Source organism: Heyndrickxia camelliae, from assembly GCF_002844575.1.
GTDB lineage: Bacteria > Bacillota > Bacilli > Bacillales > Bacillaceae_C > Margalitia > Margalitia camelliae.
Genome location: NZ_PIQO01000020.1, coordinates 20300 through 39402, shown reverse-complemented (window position 1 = coordinate 39402; position 19103 = coordinate 20300). Strand labels below are relative to the sequence as shown.

15 protein-coding genes are annotated in these 19103 nt (G+C 36.5%); 14 read left to right on the top strand and 1 reads right to left on the bottom strand.

The window, feature by feature from the left end; genetic code table 11:
* Nucleotides 1–72 precede the first annotated feature (72 nt).
* The 11 genes from CWO92_RS19970 (at nucleotide 73) to argH (ending at nucleotide 15262) form a co-directional block, all read left to right on the top strand.
* Nucleotides 73–1707, top strand: a complete 1635-nt coding sequence (locus CWO92_RS19970) for a YceG family protein (RefSeq protein WP_165786732.1) — start codon at nucleotides 73–75, stop codon at nucleotides 1705–1707.
* Nucleotides 1708–1724: 17 nt separating this feature from the next.
* Nucleotides 1725–2831: a toxic anion resistance protein gene (locus tag CWO92_RS19965; RefSeq protein WP_101355970.1), complete on the top strand. Its 1107-nt coding sequence runs from the start codon at nucleotides 1725–1727 to the stop codon at nucleotides 2829–2831.
* Nucleotides 2832–3012: 181 nt separating this feature from the next.
* On the top strand, nucleotides 3013–4050 hold the full coding sequence (argC, locus tag CWO92_RS19960; protein ID WP_101355969.1) for an N-acetyl-gamma-glutamyl-phosphate reductase: 1038 nt from the start codon (nucleotides 3013–3015) through the stop codon (nucleotides 4048–4050).
* Nucleotides 4051–4085: 35 nt separating this feature from the next.
* Complete coding sequence (gene argJ / locus CWO92_RS19955) at nucleotides 4086–5330, top strand: bifunctional ornithine acetyltransferase/N-acetylglutamate synthase (protein WP_302466788.1); 1245 nt, start codon at nucleotides 4086–4088, stop codon at nucleotides 5328–5330.
* A gap of 17 nt (nucleotides 5331–5347) precedes the next feature.
* Nucleotides 5348–6139, top strand: a complete 792-nt coding sequence (gene argB / locus CWO92_RS19950; RefSeq protein WP_101355968.1) for an acetylglutamate kinase — start codon at nucleotides 5348–5350, stop codon at nucleotides 6137–6139.
* Nucleotides 6132–7304: an acetylornithine transaminase gene (argD, locus tag CWO92_RS19945; RefSeq protein ID WP_101355967.1), complete on the top strand. Its 1173-nt coding sequence runs from the start codon at nucleotides 6132–6134 to the stop codon at nucleotides 7302–7304. Before argB ends, argD begins: the two co-directional genes overlap by 8 nt.
* A gap of 2 nt (nucleotides 7305–7306) precedes the next feature.
* The gene (locus CWO92_RS19940; protein WP_101355966.1) at nucleotides 7307–8386 is read left to right on the top strand and encodes a carbamoyl phosphate synthase small subunit; all 1080 of its coding nucleotides are present in this window, start codon (nucleotides 7307–7309) and stop codon (nucleotides 8384–8386) included.
* Nucleotides 8373–11564: a carbamoyl-phosphate synthase (glutamine-hydrolyzing) large subunit gene (gene carB / locus CWO92_RS19935; protein ID WP_101355965.1), complete on the top strand. Its 3192-nt coding sequence runs from the start codon at nucleotides 8373–8375 to the stop codon at nucleotides 11562–11564. The genes CWO92_RS19940 and carB overlap by 14 nt, the downstream gene beginning before the upstream one ends.
* Nucleotides 11565–11577: 13 nt before the next feature.
* Nucleotides 11578–12549, top strand: a complete 972-nt coding sequence (argF, locus tag CWO92_RS19930; RefSeq protein ID WP_101355964.1) for an ornithine carbamoyltransferase — start codon at nucleotides 11578–11580, stop codon at nucleotides 12547–12549.
* An 81-nt stretch (nucleotides 12550–12630) separates the two neighbouring features.
* Nucleotides 12631–13863: an argininosuccinate synthase gene (locus CWO92_RS19925; RefSeq protein ID WP_101355963.1), complete on the top strand. Its 1233-nt coding sequence runs from the start codon at nucleotides 12631–12633 to the stop codon at nucleotides 13861–13863.
* 25 nt (nucleotides 13864–13888) lie between these two features.
* A complete protein-coding gene (gene argH / locus CWO92_RS19920) occupies nucleotides 13889–15262 on the top strand; it encodes an argininosuccinate lyase (protein ID WP_101355962.1) in 1374 nt (457 codons plus the stop codon).
* 78 nt (nucleotides 15263–15340) lie between these two features.
* On the opposite strand, the gene CWO92_RS19915 is transcribed toward argH, so the two are convergent.
* The gene (locus CWO92_RS19915; protein ID WP_101355961.1) at nucleotides 15341–16294 is read right to left on the bottom strand and encodes an FUSC family protein; all 954 of its coding nucleotides are present in this window, start codon (nucleotides 16292–16294) and stop codon (nucleotides 15341–15343) included.
* Between the two features lie 171 nt (nucleotides 16295–16465).
* On the opposite strand from CWO92_RS19915, the gene pssA reads away from it, so the two are divergent.
* From pssA to CWO92_RS19900, 3 genes are all read left to right on the top strand, one after another.
* The gene (gene pssA / locus CWO92_RS19910) at nucleotides 16466–16957 is read left to right on the top strand and encodes a CDP-diacylglycerol--serine O-phosphatidyltransferase (protein ID WP_101355960.1); all 492 of its coding nucleotides are present in this window, start codon (nucleotides 16466–16468) and stop codon (nucleotides 16955–16957) included.
* A 92-nt stretch (nucleotides 16958–17049) separates the two neighbouring features.
* A complete protein-coding gene (locus CWO92_RS19905) occupies nucleotides 17050–18003 on the top strand; it encodes a 2-hydroxyacid dehydrogenase family protein (RefSeq protein ID WP_101355959.1) in 954 nt (317 codons plus the stop codon).
* A gap of 124 nt (nucleotides 18004–18127) precedes the next feature.
* Entirely contained in the window at nucleotides 18128–19012 is an 885-nt protein-coding gene (locus CWO92_RS19900) for a YitT family protein (protein WP_101355958.1), read from the top strand.
* The last annotated feature ends 91 nt before the right edge of the window (nucleotides 19013–19103 follow it).

Below are 19103 nucleotides of genomic sequence, written 5' to 3'. Positions count from 1 at the left end.
TATTAGTATGCGTCTTTATAAAAAGTATTATTCAGAGCTACTTCTAAAATTTTTATGAAGATGAAGGAATTTTTGAAAGGAAGGAATGGACCTAGAGTGAATATTCACCCAATAAAGGTTGATCTCGAACAACAGGATTGGAAGAATTTATTAGGTCTTCCTTTAGCTGAAAGAGGTCAGTATGTAAACGCTGATGACCAAGTTAAATATATACAAGTAACCGGCAAAATTTTGGGCTGTCCTTTGGATGAAGAGGAATATCTGGAATTTTTGTATTCACTTGTACATGAATCCAATGTTCCTATTCATCATTTGGATAAGGAGTTAGACAAGTCTATTTCAAATGAAGTATTCCAATCCATTCAAAGGATCATGAATATTCATCATGATCAAAAAGGATTGTCTATCAACCGTTTTGTTGCATTTATGGAAGGAGAGCGATTGCTTCCATTGAAAGACAAAGGAGAATGGTACAGGCATTATAGGGCGGCATATATTGAATTGCTTCAGATATTTCAAAGTAACCATCCCGATTTATTGCATCCTGATTTTCGCAGATTGATTGTAGATACTGTTAAATGGTCATGGAATCATATCCATCCGTGGGTGAAAGAAATGGATATGGAGAAAGAAGTCCCTAGAATTTTGTGGTTTGGAAATGCCACTAAAAGTCAGAGCTATTTTCTATACTTTTTGATATTGCTAGGCTTTGATGTTTTGATTATTCATCCTGAAGGAAAGGATGTATTAGTGGATTTCAAGGATGATACTATAAGTAAGTTTAAATATCCGTCTACAAAGCCATTAATGCCGTATCCACAAGAAAAGCCGGTCAGAAAATCTACCGTTGCCAAAAAGGCGTCTCAGGAAATGGAAAGAGTACTTCATTCGGATAATTCATTATTATACAAACCATGGCAGTTTCGTTCCTATAAACCGAAATCCATTACTCTGAAAACGACGTATGATGAAATTTTTCTAATTATGAGAGAAAAAGCTTTTATTAGACCAAGTTTTGAAGTGAAAAACGAAACAGTTTATATACCCAGCATTTTTGCAAAGGTATTAGGGATTTCGTTGAATCAAAAGGAATATTGGAGCAGAATTCAGGAAATTACCGATTTTGATTTGTTAAGTCTATATACACGATTTCCAATAGCAAAGGAAGTAAAGGGAAATCCGTTATATCATTATCAAAATGCATTAACCGATGGCAAACTGGACCCTATGAAAATGTTAAAAGCAAATTGGTGGAGATACAAGCAAATGCCTGACGGACTGCAGCTTGGTCTTGCATCTGCGATTTCAAGATATGTAGATAAAGCATTGTTAAACAAGTTAGATCATGAAACAGAGGAACAATTAAAACTTTATATGTTTTCTGCAGTATTGGAACTTCCTGAGACGATAATTAAATTGCTGCAACAATTTGATTATTCACAGACCGTTCCAAGAATCGTGATTTATAATAATGGCAATTGCGGACAGCTTGCAAGAAGTGATGCAGCACTTCTATTATTGTTAAATGAAGTGGGAATAGATATACTACTATATAATCCTACCGGTCAAAATGATATAGAATTATTTATAGATTCTTCCCTGTTTGATGCTCATTGGCTAGAGGAAGTTAGTTTTAATGAGGATTTTGAAAAGCACCGTAATAAACCAGGAATATTGATTAAAAAGTTTATTCATAAATTATTTTAAAAAGAGGGGAAAATAGCATGTCAGTGAATGTGAATGAATTACAAACTCTTAATCTAGAAAAAAAAGAGGAAGCATTGCAAAATCCAAATGACTTGAAAATGCAACTGCTTAATAATCCTGAAGTTGTTCAATTAGCCCAACAAATTGATACTAAAGATCAGCTTTCCTTGTTGGAATTTGGGAAAGAACCTGCCAATCAAATTTCAGCTTTTTCAGGTAGAGTGTTGAATTCCATTAAATCTAGCAGTATGGAAGAATCAAGTGCGTTGTTAAAACATCTTGGTAAAATCATGGACAAGTTTGACAGCAAGGATTTTGTAGAGGATAAAGGTCTTTTCTCTAAGATGTTTGGAAAAGGGAAGAAATTTATCGAAAAAATCATGGCCAAGTATCAAACTATGGGAAGTGAGATTGATAAGGTTTATGTGGAAATAAAAAAATATGAAACCGAAATGAAAAATTCTACTCTAACATTAGAGCAGTTATATGAAGAGAATTTTAATTACTATATGGAGCTGGAAAAGTATATAGTTGCTGCGGAATTGAAAATCGAGGATATTAGAAATAACGTACTTCCACAATTAGAAAACCGTGCTGCCAATATGGATCAGCTTGCTCAAATGGAATTGGATACCGTTCGCAATGCAGTTGAATTGTTAGAGCAACGTGCATACGACTTGGAAATGGCGAAGCAAGTAGCATTCCAATCAGCGCCGCAAATTAGAATGCTGCAAAGAGGAAATACCAAACTTATTGGAAAGATTAATTCCGCATTCGTCACTACGATTCCGATTTTTAAAACTGGATTAATTAATGCCATTGCTGCTAAACGTCAAAAATTAGTGGCTGATTCTATGAGTGAATTGGATAGAAGAACAAATGAAATGCTTATAAGAAATGCACAAAATATATCTGCACAGTCAACGGAGATAACAAGACTTGCAGGAGGTTCCAGTATTAAAATTGAAACAATTGAAGAGACATGGAGCATCATCATGAAAGGTTTAGAAGAAACACGGGCCATAGAAGAAGAAAATGTTCGCAACCGTGAAGATGGAAAGCGCCGCCTTGAAGAACTGCAAAATAGTTATGAACAATTTAAGAATAAGCAGACCAATCGGTAATTATGAAAAAAGCTATCACTAATATGTGGTAGCTTTTTTATATTTATACAAAGTATGTGCATGTTTATGTTATTAAATAGTGAAATATCACTATTTATTATTTTTGTTGTTGCATAATTATTCCTATGTGTTTATAATAATACAAAAATACAACATTGCATTTTATAGGAGATGAAAAAAGTTGAAGATTGGTATTATTGGTGCTAATGGATATGGTGGTGCCGAGCTTATTCGTTTATTACACCAGCATCCAAAAGTAGAAATTGAAATGCTCATATCCAATTCCACAAAAGGCACTGTATTAACAGACCAATATAAACATTTACATAATATTATCGAAATGCCATTAGAGGAATGGAATCCAAATAAAATCCAAAGTAAATTGGATGTCTTATTTTTTGCTACGCCATCCGGAGTCTCGAAGGAGATGTTGCCGTCTCTTCTAGAGTCTGAAATTACTTGTATAGATTTATCAGGAGATTTTCGATTGAAAAGTGAAGGCTTATACGAAAAATGGTATAAAAATAAATCTGCTCATATAGAAGATTTGCAAAAATCTACTTATGGATTAACGGAATTAAATCGAAATGAAATAAAAAATTCGAAATTCATTGCTAATCCCGGGTGCTATCCAACTGCTACACTTCTTGGGCTGGCACCAGTTTTAAAGGCAAATGTAATCGATATGAATTCAATTATCATTGATGGAAAATCTGGTGTTTCCGGAGCGGGAAGAAAACCAAGTGTAGGAAACTTATTCTCAGAAGTAAATGAAAATGTCACCGCCTATAAACTTGGTACACATCAGCATATTCCAGAAATAGAGCAAGAAATACAAAATATAACGGGTATTTCAGCTGCTGTAACTTTTACAACCCATTTAATTCCTATGACACGAGGAATTATGTGTACGATATATGCTGATTTAAAGCAAAAAGTGAATGTAGAGGAGATCTTGGAACTTTACAGAGAGGCATATAAAGACGATGGTTTTATTCGCATTAGACCGAAAGACAATTGGCCGTCTACAAAGGAAGTATACAGTACCAATTACTGTGATATCGGGATAAATATAGAGGAGCGAACTGGTCGGTTAACTATCATTTCAGTAATTGATAATTTAGTAAAAGGAGCAGCAGGTCAGGCAATACAAAATTTAAATGTTATAGCTGGTTGGGATGAGAGGACAGGATTAGCCGGCATTCCAATTTATCCTTAATGCAACAACTTTAGCAATCCTCAGGAGGGAAAGAAATGATGAATAGTAGACAATTAGAATTGGAGAAAGGAAGTCTTATGAAAGTAGTAAATGGACATATTGCATCACCTATTGGTTTTCATGCAGGTGGAATGCATAGTGGATTAAAGAGAAAAAGAAAGGATCTTGGTTGGCTCTACTCTCAGGTACCCGCAGTTTCCGCTGCTGTGTATACAACGAACCAGTTTCAAGCTGCTCCATTAAAGGTTACACAAGAAAGTTTAGCTGCTTCTCCATTTTTGCAGGGGGTAATTATCAATTCGGGAAATGCAAATGCGTGTACGGGGGAAGTTGGGATCAAGAATGCTTTTTTAATGAGGGAATGGTTTGCAGATCAAATGGATTTTCAAGAACATGAGGTTGCTGTTTGTTCTACTGGAGTAATTGGAGAACAACTGCCAATGGAAAAAATCCAGATTGGTATATCACAAATTCCTGCAGCAGAGGGACTTCACCATGCAGAGGATTTTAGTGAAGCGATTCTAACGACAGATACATTTGTGAAAAATGATTGTGTCTCCCTATTAATTGATGACCGATATGTTACAATCGGCGGAACTGCCAAGGGATCGGGAATGATTCATCCCAATATGGCTACCATGCTAGGTTTTATTACAACAGATGCAAAGGTAAATCCTTCTTCGTTACAACAAGCCTTAAAGATGACAGTGAATGATTCATTTAACATGATTACAGTCGATGGTGATACAAGTACAAATGATATGGTTCTAGTGATGGCAAATGGATTAGCTGGCAATCAAGAATTATCCGAATCACATCCTCAATGGTCCATCTTTTTAGATGGATTAAAAATGATTTGTACATCTCTTGCAAAACAAATTGCTCGTGACGGTGAAGGAGCAACTAAGTTGATTGAAGTACATGTAACCAACGCAAAATCTTCTATTGATGCAAAAATTATTAGTAAATCGATTATTGGTTCCAATTTAGTAAAAGCAGCTATCTTTGGCGAGGATGCGAACTGGGGAAGAATTGTAAATGCAATTGGCTATAGCGGTGTTACGGTCAATCCAGAACTTTTAAACGTTTCAATAGGCAATATCAAAGTGGTAGAAAATGGATTGCCTGCTGGGTTTTCTGAAGAAACTGCAAAGGAATATTTACAATCGGAAAATATTCAGATCTTGGTTGATTTAGGCGAAGGACATGGAAGCGCAACCGCATGGGGCTGTGATTTATCCTATGATTATGTCAAAATTAATGCATCATACCGAACATGAAGTTGGGGGAATGTTAGTTGAGTTATCTAATTATTAAATGTGGAGGAAGCATAACAGATAAGTTGCCGGATTCTTTTTATAGAAATATAGCTGCTTTAAAAACAGAATTTCATATAAATCCAATAATTGTACATGGTGGGGGACCTCAGGTTACAACGCTGCTGGAAAAATTACAGATTGAGTCCAAATTTATCGAGGGCCTACGAGTAACAAATGAATCTGTAATAGAAGTGGTGGAAATGGTGCTTTCAGGTACTGCCAATAAACAAATAGTTAGGAATCTTTTATCGGCAGGTGCCAAGGGGATTGGGCTGAGTGGGTGCGATGGAAAGTTATTGCAGGCAAAGTTGGTAGATGACCATCAAAAGGTGGGTTTGGTCGGAGAAATCGTTTCAGTGAATAATAGTTTATTAGATTTATTGCTATGTCAATCTTATATTCCAGTTATTTCTCCAGTGGCAGTGGACGAAACAAATAAACCGCTTAATATCAATGCAGATGAAGCAGCAGCAGCATTATCCAAAGCCTATCATGCACCAATTTGCATGGTTACCGATGTTCCAGGTGTTATGAAGGAAGGGAACGTAATTCCGAAGATTACCAAAAAAGAAATAGATGGATATATCAATACTGGCATCATTCATGGAGGAATGGTACCAAAGGTGAAAGCAGCAGTGGCTTGTATCCAACAGGGAGTTAAGGAAGTCGTCATTATGAATGGGTTGGAGGAAGATAATTTAATCAAATATGTAAGGAATGAACCGATTGGAACTTTAGTTCGTTTGGAGGAGGAATTTGTAGATGCTTAAAACATCCTCATTGATGAGTACGTATAAGCGGGCGCCGATTTCGATTGCAAAAGGAAATGGCAGTTTCGTATGGGATGAAAATGGTAACCAATATTTAGACTTTACTTCGGGAATAGCAACATGTAATCTCGGCCATACACCAGAGGCAGTAAAAAATGCTCTTATTCAACAGCTTGATCAATTATGGCATTGCTCGAACCTGTATCAAATACAAGTCCAAGAAGACTTAGCACATATTTTGGTAGAGAATAGTTGTTTTGATGAGGCGTTTTTCTGCAATAGTGGAGCAGAGGCAAACGAGGCTGCGATTAAATTAGCACGTCTTTATGCTAATCAAATTAATAATATGAAGGAACCAGAAATTGTTACCTTTAAACAATCCTTTCATGGAAGAACGATGGCTACTCTCTCCGCTACGGGTCAAGAGAAAATTCAAAATGGTTTTGAACCTTTATTGCAAGGTTTTACTTATCTTCCATATAATGATTTCTCATCATTGGAATATGTTAAGAACAGAACACCAGCAGCAGTAATGCTTGAATTGGTTCAAGGGGAAGGCGGAGTAATACCGGCTGATAAGGAATGGATACAAAAACTTGATACTATCTGTAAGAGTCAAAATATTCTTCTAATTATTGATGAGGTACAAACAGGAATAGGAAGAACCGGGACACTATTTGCTTATGAACAATATAATTTTGAACCTGATATTATAACATTGGCAAAAGGGTTAGGATCGGGATTTCCCATTGGAGCTATGCTTGCAAAGGAACATGTAGCGAGAGTATTTGGACCTGGAACACATGGGAGCACCTTTGGTGGCAATCCTCTTGCTGCAACGGCTGGACTAACAACAGTTCGCTATATTCTTGCAAATCATATTCTGCAACATAGTCAAATTCAGAGTAAGTACATCTTATCAGAATTGGAAAAGCTGCAATCTCACTGCCCTCAAATTAAAGAAGTCCGTGGAAAGGGTCTGTTAATTGGTTTGGTAATAGAGAATGCCAATAATATTGTGCAGTTAGCAAGAGAGGAAGGAATACTGATTTTGACAGCGGGAGAAAACGTCGTTCGATTATTGCCTCCTTTAACAGTCACTAAAGAAGAAATCGATCTTTTTCTTAAATGCTTCAAAAAAATTCTATTGAAAATGGAGAGATAAGATTGGAAAATGGATATCTCATCTTAGAAACGGGTGAAATTTTCCCCGGCCAGTTATATGGTCATACAGCAGAGGACATTATTGGTGAAGTTGTGTTTAATACGAGTATGACTGGTTATCAGGAAATAATGACGGATCCCTCCTATGCCGGTCAAATCATTGTATTTTGCTACCCGTTAATTGGTAATTACGGAATGAACTCATTTGATCAGGAAAGTAATGATTATTATGCAAAAGGAATTGTAACGAGTGAAATATCAGAAGTGCCTAATCATTATAAATCAGACAGCACAGTGGCGGAAATCCTCGAAAAAAAGGGGCTGCCGTTTTTAACAGGTGTGGACACAAGAGAACTGGTGAAAACGATTCGCAAGCGCGGTACGATTAAAGGTATTATTTCAAAAACTAAAAATATCCTTTTCCCAAAAATATCGGAACCCTTTTATATAGGGGAGGTATCGACCAAAAGCGTAATGACCTATGAAAACGATGGTCCGCATATTGTTCTAATGGATTTTGGATGTAAGAAGTCTATATTGACCTATTTGTTAAAGCGAAAATGCAAAGTGTCAGTTGTTCCTTATCATTTTTCCTTTATGCAAATAGAAAAGATGAACCCGGCTGGTGTTGTTTTAAGCAATGGTCCTGGGAATCCAATCGCATTAAAAAAATGGCTACCGGAAATTAAAAAAATTAGTGCTGCTTATCCGACGCTTGGCATTTGTTTAGGCCATCAATTAATTGCTTTAGCGTATGGTTCGCAAACGAAAAAACTGCCATATGGACATAGGGGAGCTAATCATCCAGTAAAAGATTTAAAGACTGGGAAGGTAATGATAACCTCCCAAAATCATGGTTATGTTGTAAAGGATGACACAATAGATGAAAAATTATTTAACATCACGTATCGCCATGTAAATGATGGCACCGTCGAAGGTCTTAGTCACGTTACATTACCGATTCAAACCGTTCAATTTCACCCTGAAGCGCATCCAGGACCTCAAGATACGGAACATATCTTTGATGATTTCATACAAATTCTAAATGAAACAACGGGAGTTTTGTCATATGCCATACAATAAAGAAATAAAAAAAGTGCTGGTCATTGGTTCTGGCCCCATTGTCATAGGGCAGGCCGCAGAATTTGATTATGCTGGGACGCAAGCCTGTTTGGCATTAAAAGAGGAAGGGATTGAGGTTGTATTATTGAACAGTAATCCTGCAACTATTATGACGGATGAATCGATTGCCGATAGAATTTATATTGAGCCAATGACCATTGAAACAATTGAAGAAATCTTAAAAAGGGAAAAGCCGCAAGGTATGATTGGAACGTTAGGCGGGCAAACAGGGTTAAATCTAACGGTTCAGCTCTATGAAAAACGAATTCTGGAGAAATATAATGTTAAGCTATTAGGAACTCCGGTGGAATCGATTCAAAAAGGCGAGGATCGTGATCAATTTAAACGATTAATGGAGGAAATTCAGGAACCAATACCACAGTCAAAAATTATTCATACGATCGAGGAAGGGAAGGATTTCTCCCAGGAGGTTGGTTACCCGCTGATTATCCGTCCCGCCTACACTCTTGGCGGTGCCGGTGGCGGTTTTGCAAGCAATGATCAAGAGTTGGAAAACGTTTTACAAAAAGGCCTGAATAGTAGCCCAATCCATCAAGTGCTAATTGAAAAAAGCATTAAGGGTTGGAAGGAAGTTGAATATGAAGTCATTAGGGATGCAAATGATACTTGTATTATCGTGTGCAATATGGAAAATCTAGATCCAGTTGGGGTTCATACAGGAGATTCAATTGTCGTTGCTCCTTCCCAAACATTATCGGATGAGCAATACCAAATTCTTCGAAATGCATCTATAAAAATTATCCGTGCGCTAGGAATCATAGGTGGCTGTAATATTCAATTTGCTTTAGATCCTATCTCGAACCAATATTATGTAATTGAAGTAAATCCACGGGTAAGCAGATCATCTGCATTAGCGTCAAAAGCAACTGGCTACCCGATTGCTAGAATCGCAACAAAGTGTGCGATTGGCTATCATTTAGACGAGATTCTAAATCCGGTAACGGGAAATACATTTGCAGCCTTCGAACCAGCTTTAGATTATATTGTCTTGAAATTACCACGTTTTCCTTTTGATAAGTTCCTTGACGGTAATAGAAAATTAGGAACACAAATGAAGGCCACAGGAGAAACGATGGCTATTGACCGTACTTTTGAAGGTGCTTTAAATAAGGGAATACGTTCTTTAGAGATGAAGCTTTTTGGTCTAAGCCATGGAATGTTTACTGGTGTTTCTAATGACCAATTAAAAAAACATATGGAAGAAGCAACGGATGTAAGGTTATTTGCAATAGCAGAAGCAATGAGAAACGGGATGACAGTCGATGAAATTCATCAATTAACTCTTATTGATCAATGGTTTTTAAAAAAGTTGCAAGGAATGGTTCAATTTGAAGCCGTGTTAAAAGAATATTCCATTGATACCATATCATCTACCCTAATGAAAAAAGCAAAACAAATGAATATAAGTGATGTTCGTTTATCCGAGCTTTTACAATGTACAGAACAGGATGTTCGATCAAAAAGAAGTAAATGGAATCTGAAACCAGTCTATAAACAGGTAGATACATGTGCCGCTGAATTTGAGGCTGTAACTCCTTACTACTATTCTACTTGGAATGGTTTCGATGAAGTAGAAACGACAAATCGTAAAAAAGCTATTATTATCGGTTCCGGACCAATTAGGATTGGGCAGGGAATTGAATTTGATTATGCATCTGTTCATGCCGTAAAGGCTTTGAAAAAGCTTGGATTTGGAACTATTGTGATAAACAATAATCCGGAAACAGTAAGCACGGATTTTTCCGTAGCAGATCGTTTATATTTCGAACCAACGACAGTGGAAGATATCCTTGCGATTATTGAAAAAGAAAAGGCAGAAGGGGTATTTATCCAATTTGGTGGGCAGACAGCGATAAATTTAGCAAATGATTTAACAAAGGAAGGTGTAAAACTGTTTGGAACAAGTATTGATAAGATAGACCTATTAGAGGATAGAAGGTTATTTTATCAATTATTATCAAACTTAAATATTCCACATATTAAAGGAGAGATAGCTTCCGATAAAGAGATGGTTTTAGAAGCAGCAGAAGCGTTGGGATTTCCCGTACTCGTGCGCCCTTCTTATGTAATCGGCGGACAGTATATGAGAATAATCTATAAAAAAGCGGATTTAGAGGAATATATTCTCTCCCTCCAGAACTTAGATAAGCGCGCATGGCCCCTAATGGTGGATCAATATATTCCTGGATTAGAATGTGAGCTGGATTGTATCAGTGATGGAAATGAAATATTTATTCCAGGCATTTTTGAGCATATTGAGAAGGCGGGTGTCCATTCAGGGGACAGCATTGCTGTATATCCACCGCAAACCCTAACGGAAGCTCAAATAAAATGTTTAGTAGAATACGCAAGAAAAATTTGTTGTAAAGCAGAGATAATTGGATCAGCGAATATTCAATATGTTATTCACAAAGAAAAAGTATATGTATTAGAAGTGAATCCAAGAGCATCCCGAACTGTACCAATATTAAGTAAGGTAACTGGAATTCCAATGGTGGAACAATCCATCCGTGTGCAACTTGGGCAATCTCTTCAACATACGGGGCTTGCTGCAGAACCTGAACTTGTTGCAGTGAAATTACCGATTTTTTCCTCTAGTAAGTTAAAGGATGTAGATCCTGTAATCGGACCAGAAATGCGCTCTACAGGAGAAGTATTAGGGTTAGGGAATACATTTGCAGAGGCATGTTGGAAAGTAATGAAAAATCCTATTAAAAAGGAATCGATTATATTCTGTTCTATTGTTGATAGAGAAAAAAGTAAGATGCTACCGTTATTTAAAAATTTGTACAATCAAGGAATAAAAATCATTGCTACTACTGGTACCGCAGAGTTTTTACAGGATAATGGAATGACAGTCATGCAAATAATCAAGACCAGGGATGAAGTGGAAACTGTGTTAAAGGAAAAGCATATCGCAGCTGCTATTATTATCCCAACGGTTGGGGGAAGGAAGCATACAACAGGATTTCAGTTGCGAGAGTTAGCAATTCTTCATGACATTCCTTTGTTTACTTCTGTCGATACATTTGCAGTCTTGACCTTTTTACAAAAAGATAAAATAAAACACATCCAGGCACTGAACGACTATCAGCGGATATTAGTACTTGATAAATAAAGGGGAGAGGTACATGTCTAATTTAGCGATAAATATAAATAATGGTGAAAAATACAATATAGATCGTAAGGATTTTTTAACATTAGGAGAGTTCTCGAGTAAAGAAATTCATGGACTATTAAAGGAATCAATAGAGTTAAAAAAGATGACCAAAGCTGGTAAGAATATTCCTTATTTAAAAGGAAAGGTATTGGGAATGATTTTTGAAAAGTCCTCCACTAGAACTAGGGTATCATTTGAAGTAGGGATGCTTCAATTAGGTGGTAATGCAATCTTTTTGAATTCAAAAGATATCCAGTTAGGTAGAGGGGAAACCATTCACGACACAGCAAAGGTCCTATCCAGATACGTGGATGCTCTAATGATTCGAACTTACAGACATGAAGTAGTAGAGGAATTTGCCAAACATGCTTCTGTCCCAGTTATTAATGGATTGACTGATTTGCATCATCCGACACAAGTATTAGCAGACCTTTTAACTATTTTAGAAAAGAAAGGGAAATTGTCTGGTCTGAAGATGTGTTATGTTGGGGATGGCAATAACAATATGTGTCACTCCTTAATAGAAGGAGCCATAAAGGTAGGAATGCATGTTTCCATTGCATGCCCAAAAGGATATGAGCCGAATGAACAAATTTATCTGAAAGCTATGAAGGATGCAAACGCAAGTGGTCTATTATTAGAAAAAAGTGAGAACCTTGCTGAAATGCTAAAGGATGCAGATGTGGTCATTACGGATGTTTGGACCAGCATGGGGAATGAGGAAGAAGCATCTGAAAGGATAAAAGTATTTACTCCATATCAAGTGAATGAAGAAAATTGCAAACTTGCAAAAAAAGATTTTATCTTTATGCACTGTTTGCCGGCACATCGCGGCGAAGAAGTATCCGCAAGTATTATTGATGGGTCTCATTCTGTTGTTTTTGATGAAGCTGAAAATCGTCTCCACGCCCAGAAAGCTATTTTGAAATTGCTATTATCATAGTATATTTTTTTAAACGTGTTGCATAAAAATTCATATTGTTATATATTTATACATGTTAAAGATTGTAAGGGAGAGATGAAAATGAGCAAGGAGAAAATTGTCTTAGCTTATTCCGGTGGATTAGATACTTCTGTATCCATAAAATGGCTGCAGGAAAAATATAATTATGATGTTATTGCCCTTGGTATTGATGTCGGGGAAGGAAAAGATCTGGAAGCCATTCGTCAAAAGGCATTAAATGTTGGAGCCATTAAAGCAATTATGGTTGATGCAAAGGAATTACTTGCAAAAGAATATATATTGCCAGCATTAAAAGCAAATGCGCTTTATGAAGGAAAATACCCTTTATCATCTGCATTAAGCCGGCCGTTAATCTCCAAACTTCTTGTAGATGTTGCAGAACAGGAAGGAGCGGTAGCCGTCGCACACGGATGTACGGGAAAAGGGAATGACCAAGTACGTTTTGAAGTTTCTATTCAAGCTCTTAATCCATCATTGAAAGTAGTGGCACCCGTTCGTGAATGGGGAATGACACGCGATGAGGAAATTGCTTATGCAGAAGAAAAAGGGATTCCGATACCTGTTGATCTAGATAATCCGTTTTCCATTGATGCAAATATTTGGGGAAGAGCTTGTGAGGCAGGTGTTTTAGAAAACCCTTGGAATGAGGCACCGGAAGAAGCTTTCGATTGGACGAATCCTATTGAATTAACACCAGATGAACCAGAGTATTTAGAAATCTCGTTTGTAAACGGTGAACCAGTTGCGCTAAATGATCAAAAGTTAGATCTTGTCAGTTTAATAGAACAATTAAATGTAATCGCAGGAAAACACGGAATCGGCAGAATTGATCATATTGAAAATCGCCTTGTTGGTATTAAATCCCGTGAAGTATATGAGAACCCTGCAGCGCTAGTATTAATTAATGCTCATAAAGAACTTGAATTTTTAACATTGCCAAGAGAAGTGACACAGTTCAAACCAACAATTGATCAACATTTTTCAAAAATTCTTTATGAAGGTTTATGGTACTCACCTATCAAATCTGCATTAGATGCATTTGTGAATGAGACACAAAAAGCTGTGACGGGAAAAGTTCGTGTTAAACTTCATAAAGGAAATCATGTAGTCGTCGGCCGTAAATCTGACAATAGTTTATATAATGAGGAATTAGCGACTTATTCAAAAGGCGACTTATTTGATCATAACGCTGCAGTTGGCTTTATCAAACTATGGGGATTACCAACAAAAGTATATGCAGAGGTCCATACGAAAAATGGGATTGAGGGTCCGGTCCCTCATCCTATAAAGTGAAACAATTATACCTAGGAGGAACGAAATGGAAAAGCTATGGGGCGGACGTTTTACAAAGGAAACAAACAAATTAGTGGATGAATTTACCGCATCCATCCATTTTGATCAGAAACTTGCCTTGGAGGATATTGAAGGAAGTCTGGCACATGTTCAAATGCTTGGCGAATGTGGTATCATTCCGTTAGAAGATGCAGATGCCATCATAATAGGACTAGAGAAAATTGAAAAGAAAATTGTTAACGGTGAGGTTGAGTTCGCCACCGAGCATGAAGATATTCATATGAATATCGAAAAAATGTTGCATGATGAGATTGGTCCAGTGGCAGGTAAGCTTCACACCGGGAGAAGCCGTAATGACCAAGTGGCTACAGATATGCACATATATTTAAAAAGAAAAACTGTTGATATCATAAAATTGGTGGAAGAGGTTCAGAAATCCATTCTAGGTCAAGCAGAAGCTAATGTGGAAACAATTATGCCAGGTTACACACATCTTCAAAGGGCGCAGCCTATTCTTTTTGCCCATCATCTGCTAGCGTATTTCTGGATGTTGGAAAGAGATAAAGAAAGATTAAGGGACAGTCTAAAAAGAATTAATTGGCTGCCCCTTGGGGCTGGAGCATTAGCAGGAACCACTTTTCCAATTAAACGGGAACGTACTGCAGAACTACTGCAATTTAAGCAAATCTATCCGAATAGCCTAGATGCAGTTAGTGACCGTGATTTTATTTTGGAATTTTTATCCATTGCTTCTATTTTAATGACACATATATCAAGACTCTCAGAAGAATTGATTCTCTGGTCCAGCCAGGAATTTCAATTTATTGAACTTGATGACTCATTTTGTACTGGATCTAGCATCATGCCTCAAAAGAAAAATCCGGACGTTCCAGAGCTTTTGCGCGGCAAAACAGGAAGAGTTTATGGCAATTTAATGGGACTGTTGACCGTTCTAAAAGGGTTGCCACTCGCTTATAACAAGGATATGCAAGAGGATAAGGAAGGCATGTTTGATACCGTAGAAACATTAGAGGGCTCATTAAGTTTATTAGCACCGATGATAGAAACAATGAAAGTAAACCGTGATAACATGTATGTAGCTGTTTCACAGGATTTTTCTAATGCCACTGATATTGCTGACTATTTAGTGACTAAAGGACTTCCTTTTCGTCAGGCCCATGAGATTATTGGGAAAATTGTTTTATATGCCATACAGCATCAAAAGTTTTTATTAGACTTGACGATGGAAGAATACAAATCATTTAGTCCGATGTTTAGTGATGATATTTATACTATTTTACAACCCAAACATGTAGTAGACGCAAGAGACAGTTTTGGAGGAACAGGAAAACAACAAGTTCTTGTTCAATTGCAATTAGCGTTTGACAAGTTTAATTAAGTACGTAAAGATTTAAAATAGTGTTCATTTTACAATGAGCACTATTTTTTGACATTTACAGTGACGCAATGAGTATTACTATGTTTTTAATATTTGTAGGAACCTCATTGCATCTATTTTAAGATGTTCATGATAAATGGAGGAGTTATCCAATACAGGAAGTGTTTCTTCAGCCGTCCAGTTTTTTAAAGCATCCCCTAAAAATATAAAGGTAGAAGACCAATATTGTATCTCCTCTTTTGTCATTGTTTTCTCTTCATTCCACTGCAGAATAATCTCATAGAACCTTTCAATAATTGTATATTCTTTTCTTAAAATAGTTAGCTTTTGTTTAATAAGTTTCAGTTCTAGACTGCTTTTACTTCTAAAGGGATTAAAACGCATACTATTTTCTGCTTTGCTTATATCTTGAAAGGCGTCTTGCAACTTGCTCCAGACCATTCCATCCATTTCAGCTATAAAATAATCTTTGTTAGTTGCTCCGTTCTCTAACCATACAGCTAGTCCCTCCAATTTCTTTACTAACATGTTTTTTATATTCTGTAACGATTCACCTGCAATTGTTGTGAAGTTAGGAGGAAAGATAAAGGCATGTATAAGCAATATAACAATAATGCCAATTACCGTATCGATTAACCTATATAATCCGTAGTCTTGTAATTTTGGTGCGAACACAAGAATTAAAAGAGTGGATAAGGCTATCTGATGGATAGATGTAATATTTACACCGAATAAAAGGGATATTCCTGTACTGATTAAAAGGATGAAGGCAATGGTCCAACCTTTTAAAGGCAATTCCGAAGTCAACATAACGGTGAAGATCACACCAAAAATGGTTCCAAGTATACGTGATAGTGCGAAACGAATGGATTTTAATATAGTTGTTTGCAGACATAAAATAACAGAAATAGGTGCTAAATAAGGATATTTGGAACCTGTCCAAACACATATTTGCCAGGAGATCCCCGAAGCTAGTGCCATTTTGAAGATGAACAGGATTTTTTCCCTTCGTAATAATTTCTTCTTTTTCAAATCCCAAGGCCCCTTAACCAAACCATTTTCTTTTTATTGTGGCTCAACAGATTCAAATTTATTTTTCCTAGAAATAAATGTTGTAGGCATGAATGATTCCTTAGTGAATACATTTTCGCAGTTCAAAGAACACTAGCAGTAAGATTCGAAGTTGTGAAAGGTGGAACCATTTTGTTTCAATTTATATCAAGATCACTTCCTAACCTATTTACCATTGGAAATTTAATTTGCGGAGTTAGTGCGATTACTTTAAATAATGAAGGATTTATCAGAGAAGGGGCATTAGTGATTTTTTTAGCTGCCTTTTTAGATTTATTTGATGGAAGGGTAGCTCGTAAACTTAAGGTAAATAGTGAATTCGGTGTGGAACTTGATTCACTTGCAGATATCGTGAGCTTTGGTGTAGCACCTGCCCTTATTTTTCACACGATAACCGCTCATTCTCTTTTTACACAACTTGCTTTTATTCTTTTTCCGACGATGGGAGCATTGAGACTTGCACGATTCAGTGCAAAACCGACAGTTGGACATTTTATTGGCATTCCCATTACTCTTGCTGGTCTAATCGTAGCAGGTATGGAAGTTTTTTTATATACAAATACATGGATTGTATTCATTTTAGCCGTCCTCATGGTCAGCCCTATAAAAGTTAAGAAGTTTTAGGCCCTTTTCATTGATATGAAGATATGAAAGCGTTACTATTATAGTAAAAATGATGCATTGTTGCATATTTTAAGGGAGATAAGGGTGAGAACATGGCGAAAATATACATATCAGGGGAAATACCGCAAATTGGATACAAGTTATTATCAGAACATGATGTTGAAGTGTATCGAGGAACTGAACTTATTACAGAACAAGAACTAAGCGAAAAAATAAAAGACGTTGATGCCTTACTATGTCCCTTATCAACACCTGTGACAAGGGATGTTATGAAGAAAGCAAAAAACTTAAAAATTATTGCAAACTTTGGAGCGGGCTTTAATAATATTGATACTGCCTATGCCAAGGAACACAATATTGTTGTCACAAATGCTCCAGGAGTTTCCACAGAGGCAACTGCTGAATTAACATTAGGAATCATTTTAGCAGTTATGAGGAGAATTCCTGAAGGAGACCAGCTTTGTCGGACAGTAGGATTCAATGGATGGGCACCGCTTTTCTTTTTAGGAAGAGAATTATCACAGAAAACATTAGGTATTATTGGTCTTGGAAGTATTGGACAAGCTGTCGCCAAAAGAGCTAAAGCATTTGGCATGAACATTATTTATACTTCACCTAGACGAAAAGATCGTACAATAGAAGAAGTATGTGATGCATCTTATGTCTCTTTGGATGAGCTGCTACGTCAATCGGATATCGTATCCATCCATACGCCGTACAATGCTTCTACACATCATTTAATGACATTAAGCCAAATAGAGAAAATGAAAAAGGATGCTTTTCTTGTAAATGTTTCTCGTGGGGCAGTTGTAAAGGAAGGGGACTTAGTGAAAGCTTTGCAGGATAAAATGATTGCAGGTGCTGCCCTTGATGTATTTGAATTTGAACCGACTATTACAGAGGAACTGAAGCAAATGAAAAATGTTGTTCTGACACCGCATATTGGAAATGCTACAATCGAAGCACGTAATGCAATGGCTGAATTAACTGCGAAAAATATTTTGCAAGTATTAAATGGTGAAAAACCCCTAACACCGGTAAATTAAGAAAATCTTGGTGTAATAGTAAACTTTATAAAATACTTAGAAAAACCCTCTATTGTTTGAGGGTTTTTTATGTTATTTGTTTTTTTGCTATAATTAATTTATTCATAAAAGAGGGAGAAGAATAATGACTAGCAGCCAAATAATAAAATATCAACATCGTAAATTAAAAAAGAGAAAAATATTGCAGAGAGCTATTGCCATCCTAATAGGAGGGATTATTGCAGCTGTAGGATTAGAAATTTTCCTTGTTCCCAATAGCGTCATTGATGGCGGAATTACCGGTATTTCTATTATGCTGGCACATTTAACAGGAATACCGCTTGGTGTATTTATATTTTTATTAAATCTTCCTTTTATTTTCATTGGTCGGAAACAAATAGGTAAGACATTTGCATTTTCTACTTTGTTCGGAATTGCGGTATTGTCGTTTTTTACGGCCTTATTTACACCAGTTCCCGCCTTCACACAAGATATTCTGTTAGCTACTATTTTTGGTGGAATTGTTATCGGTATTGGGGTTGGCCTTGTAATTAAGTTTGGAGGAGCAATGGACGGTACTGAAATACTTGCAATTCTTATTAACAAAAAGTTTCCATTCTCAGTTGGTGAAATTATCATGTTCATTAACGTGTTCATACTTGCAATTGCAGGATTTGTTTTTAACTGGAATAGAGCAATGTACTCTATAATTGCTTACATTATTGCAACCAAAACAATTGATGTCGTAGTACAGGGACTGGATCAATCAAAATCGGTGTATATTATAAGTGATAATTACAAGGAAATTGGAGATGCCATACTTGCAAGATTAGGACGTGGAGTAACGTATCTGAAAGGGGAAGGTGCTTTTACAGAAGATGAAAAACAAGTGATCTTCTGCATTATTAACCGCTTGGAAGAGGCAAAGTTAAAAACGATTGTAGAGGAATTGGATGATAGCGCCTTTCTAGCATTTGGAGATATCGCTGAAGTTCGCGGCGGGAACTTTAAGAAGAGGGATATTCATTAACGGAATTTAGAAATTACAAAAGGCTTTACTCTTGAGAAAGTAAAGCTTTTTTAAGTGGTAAAAATAAAATGGGAAAAATAGCTAATGCCTA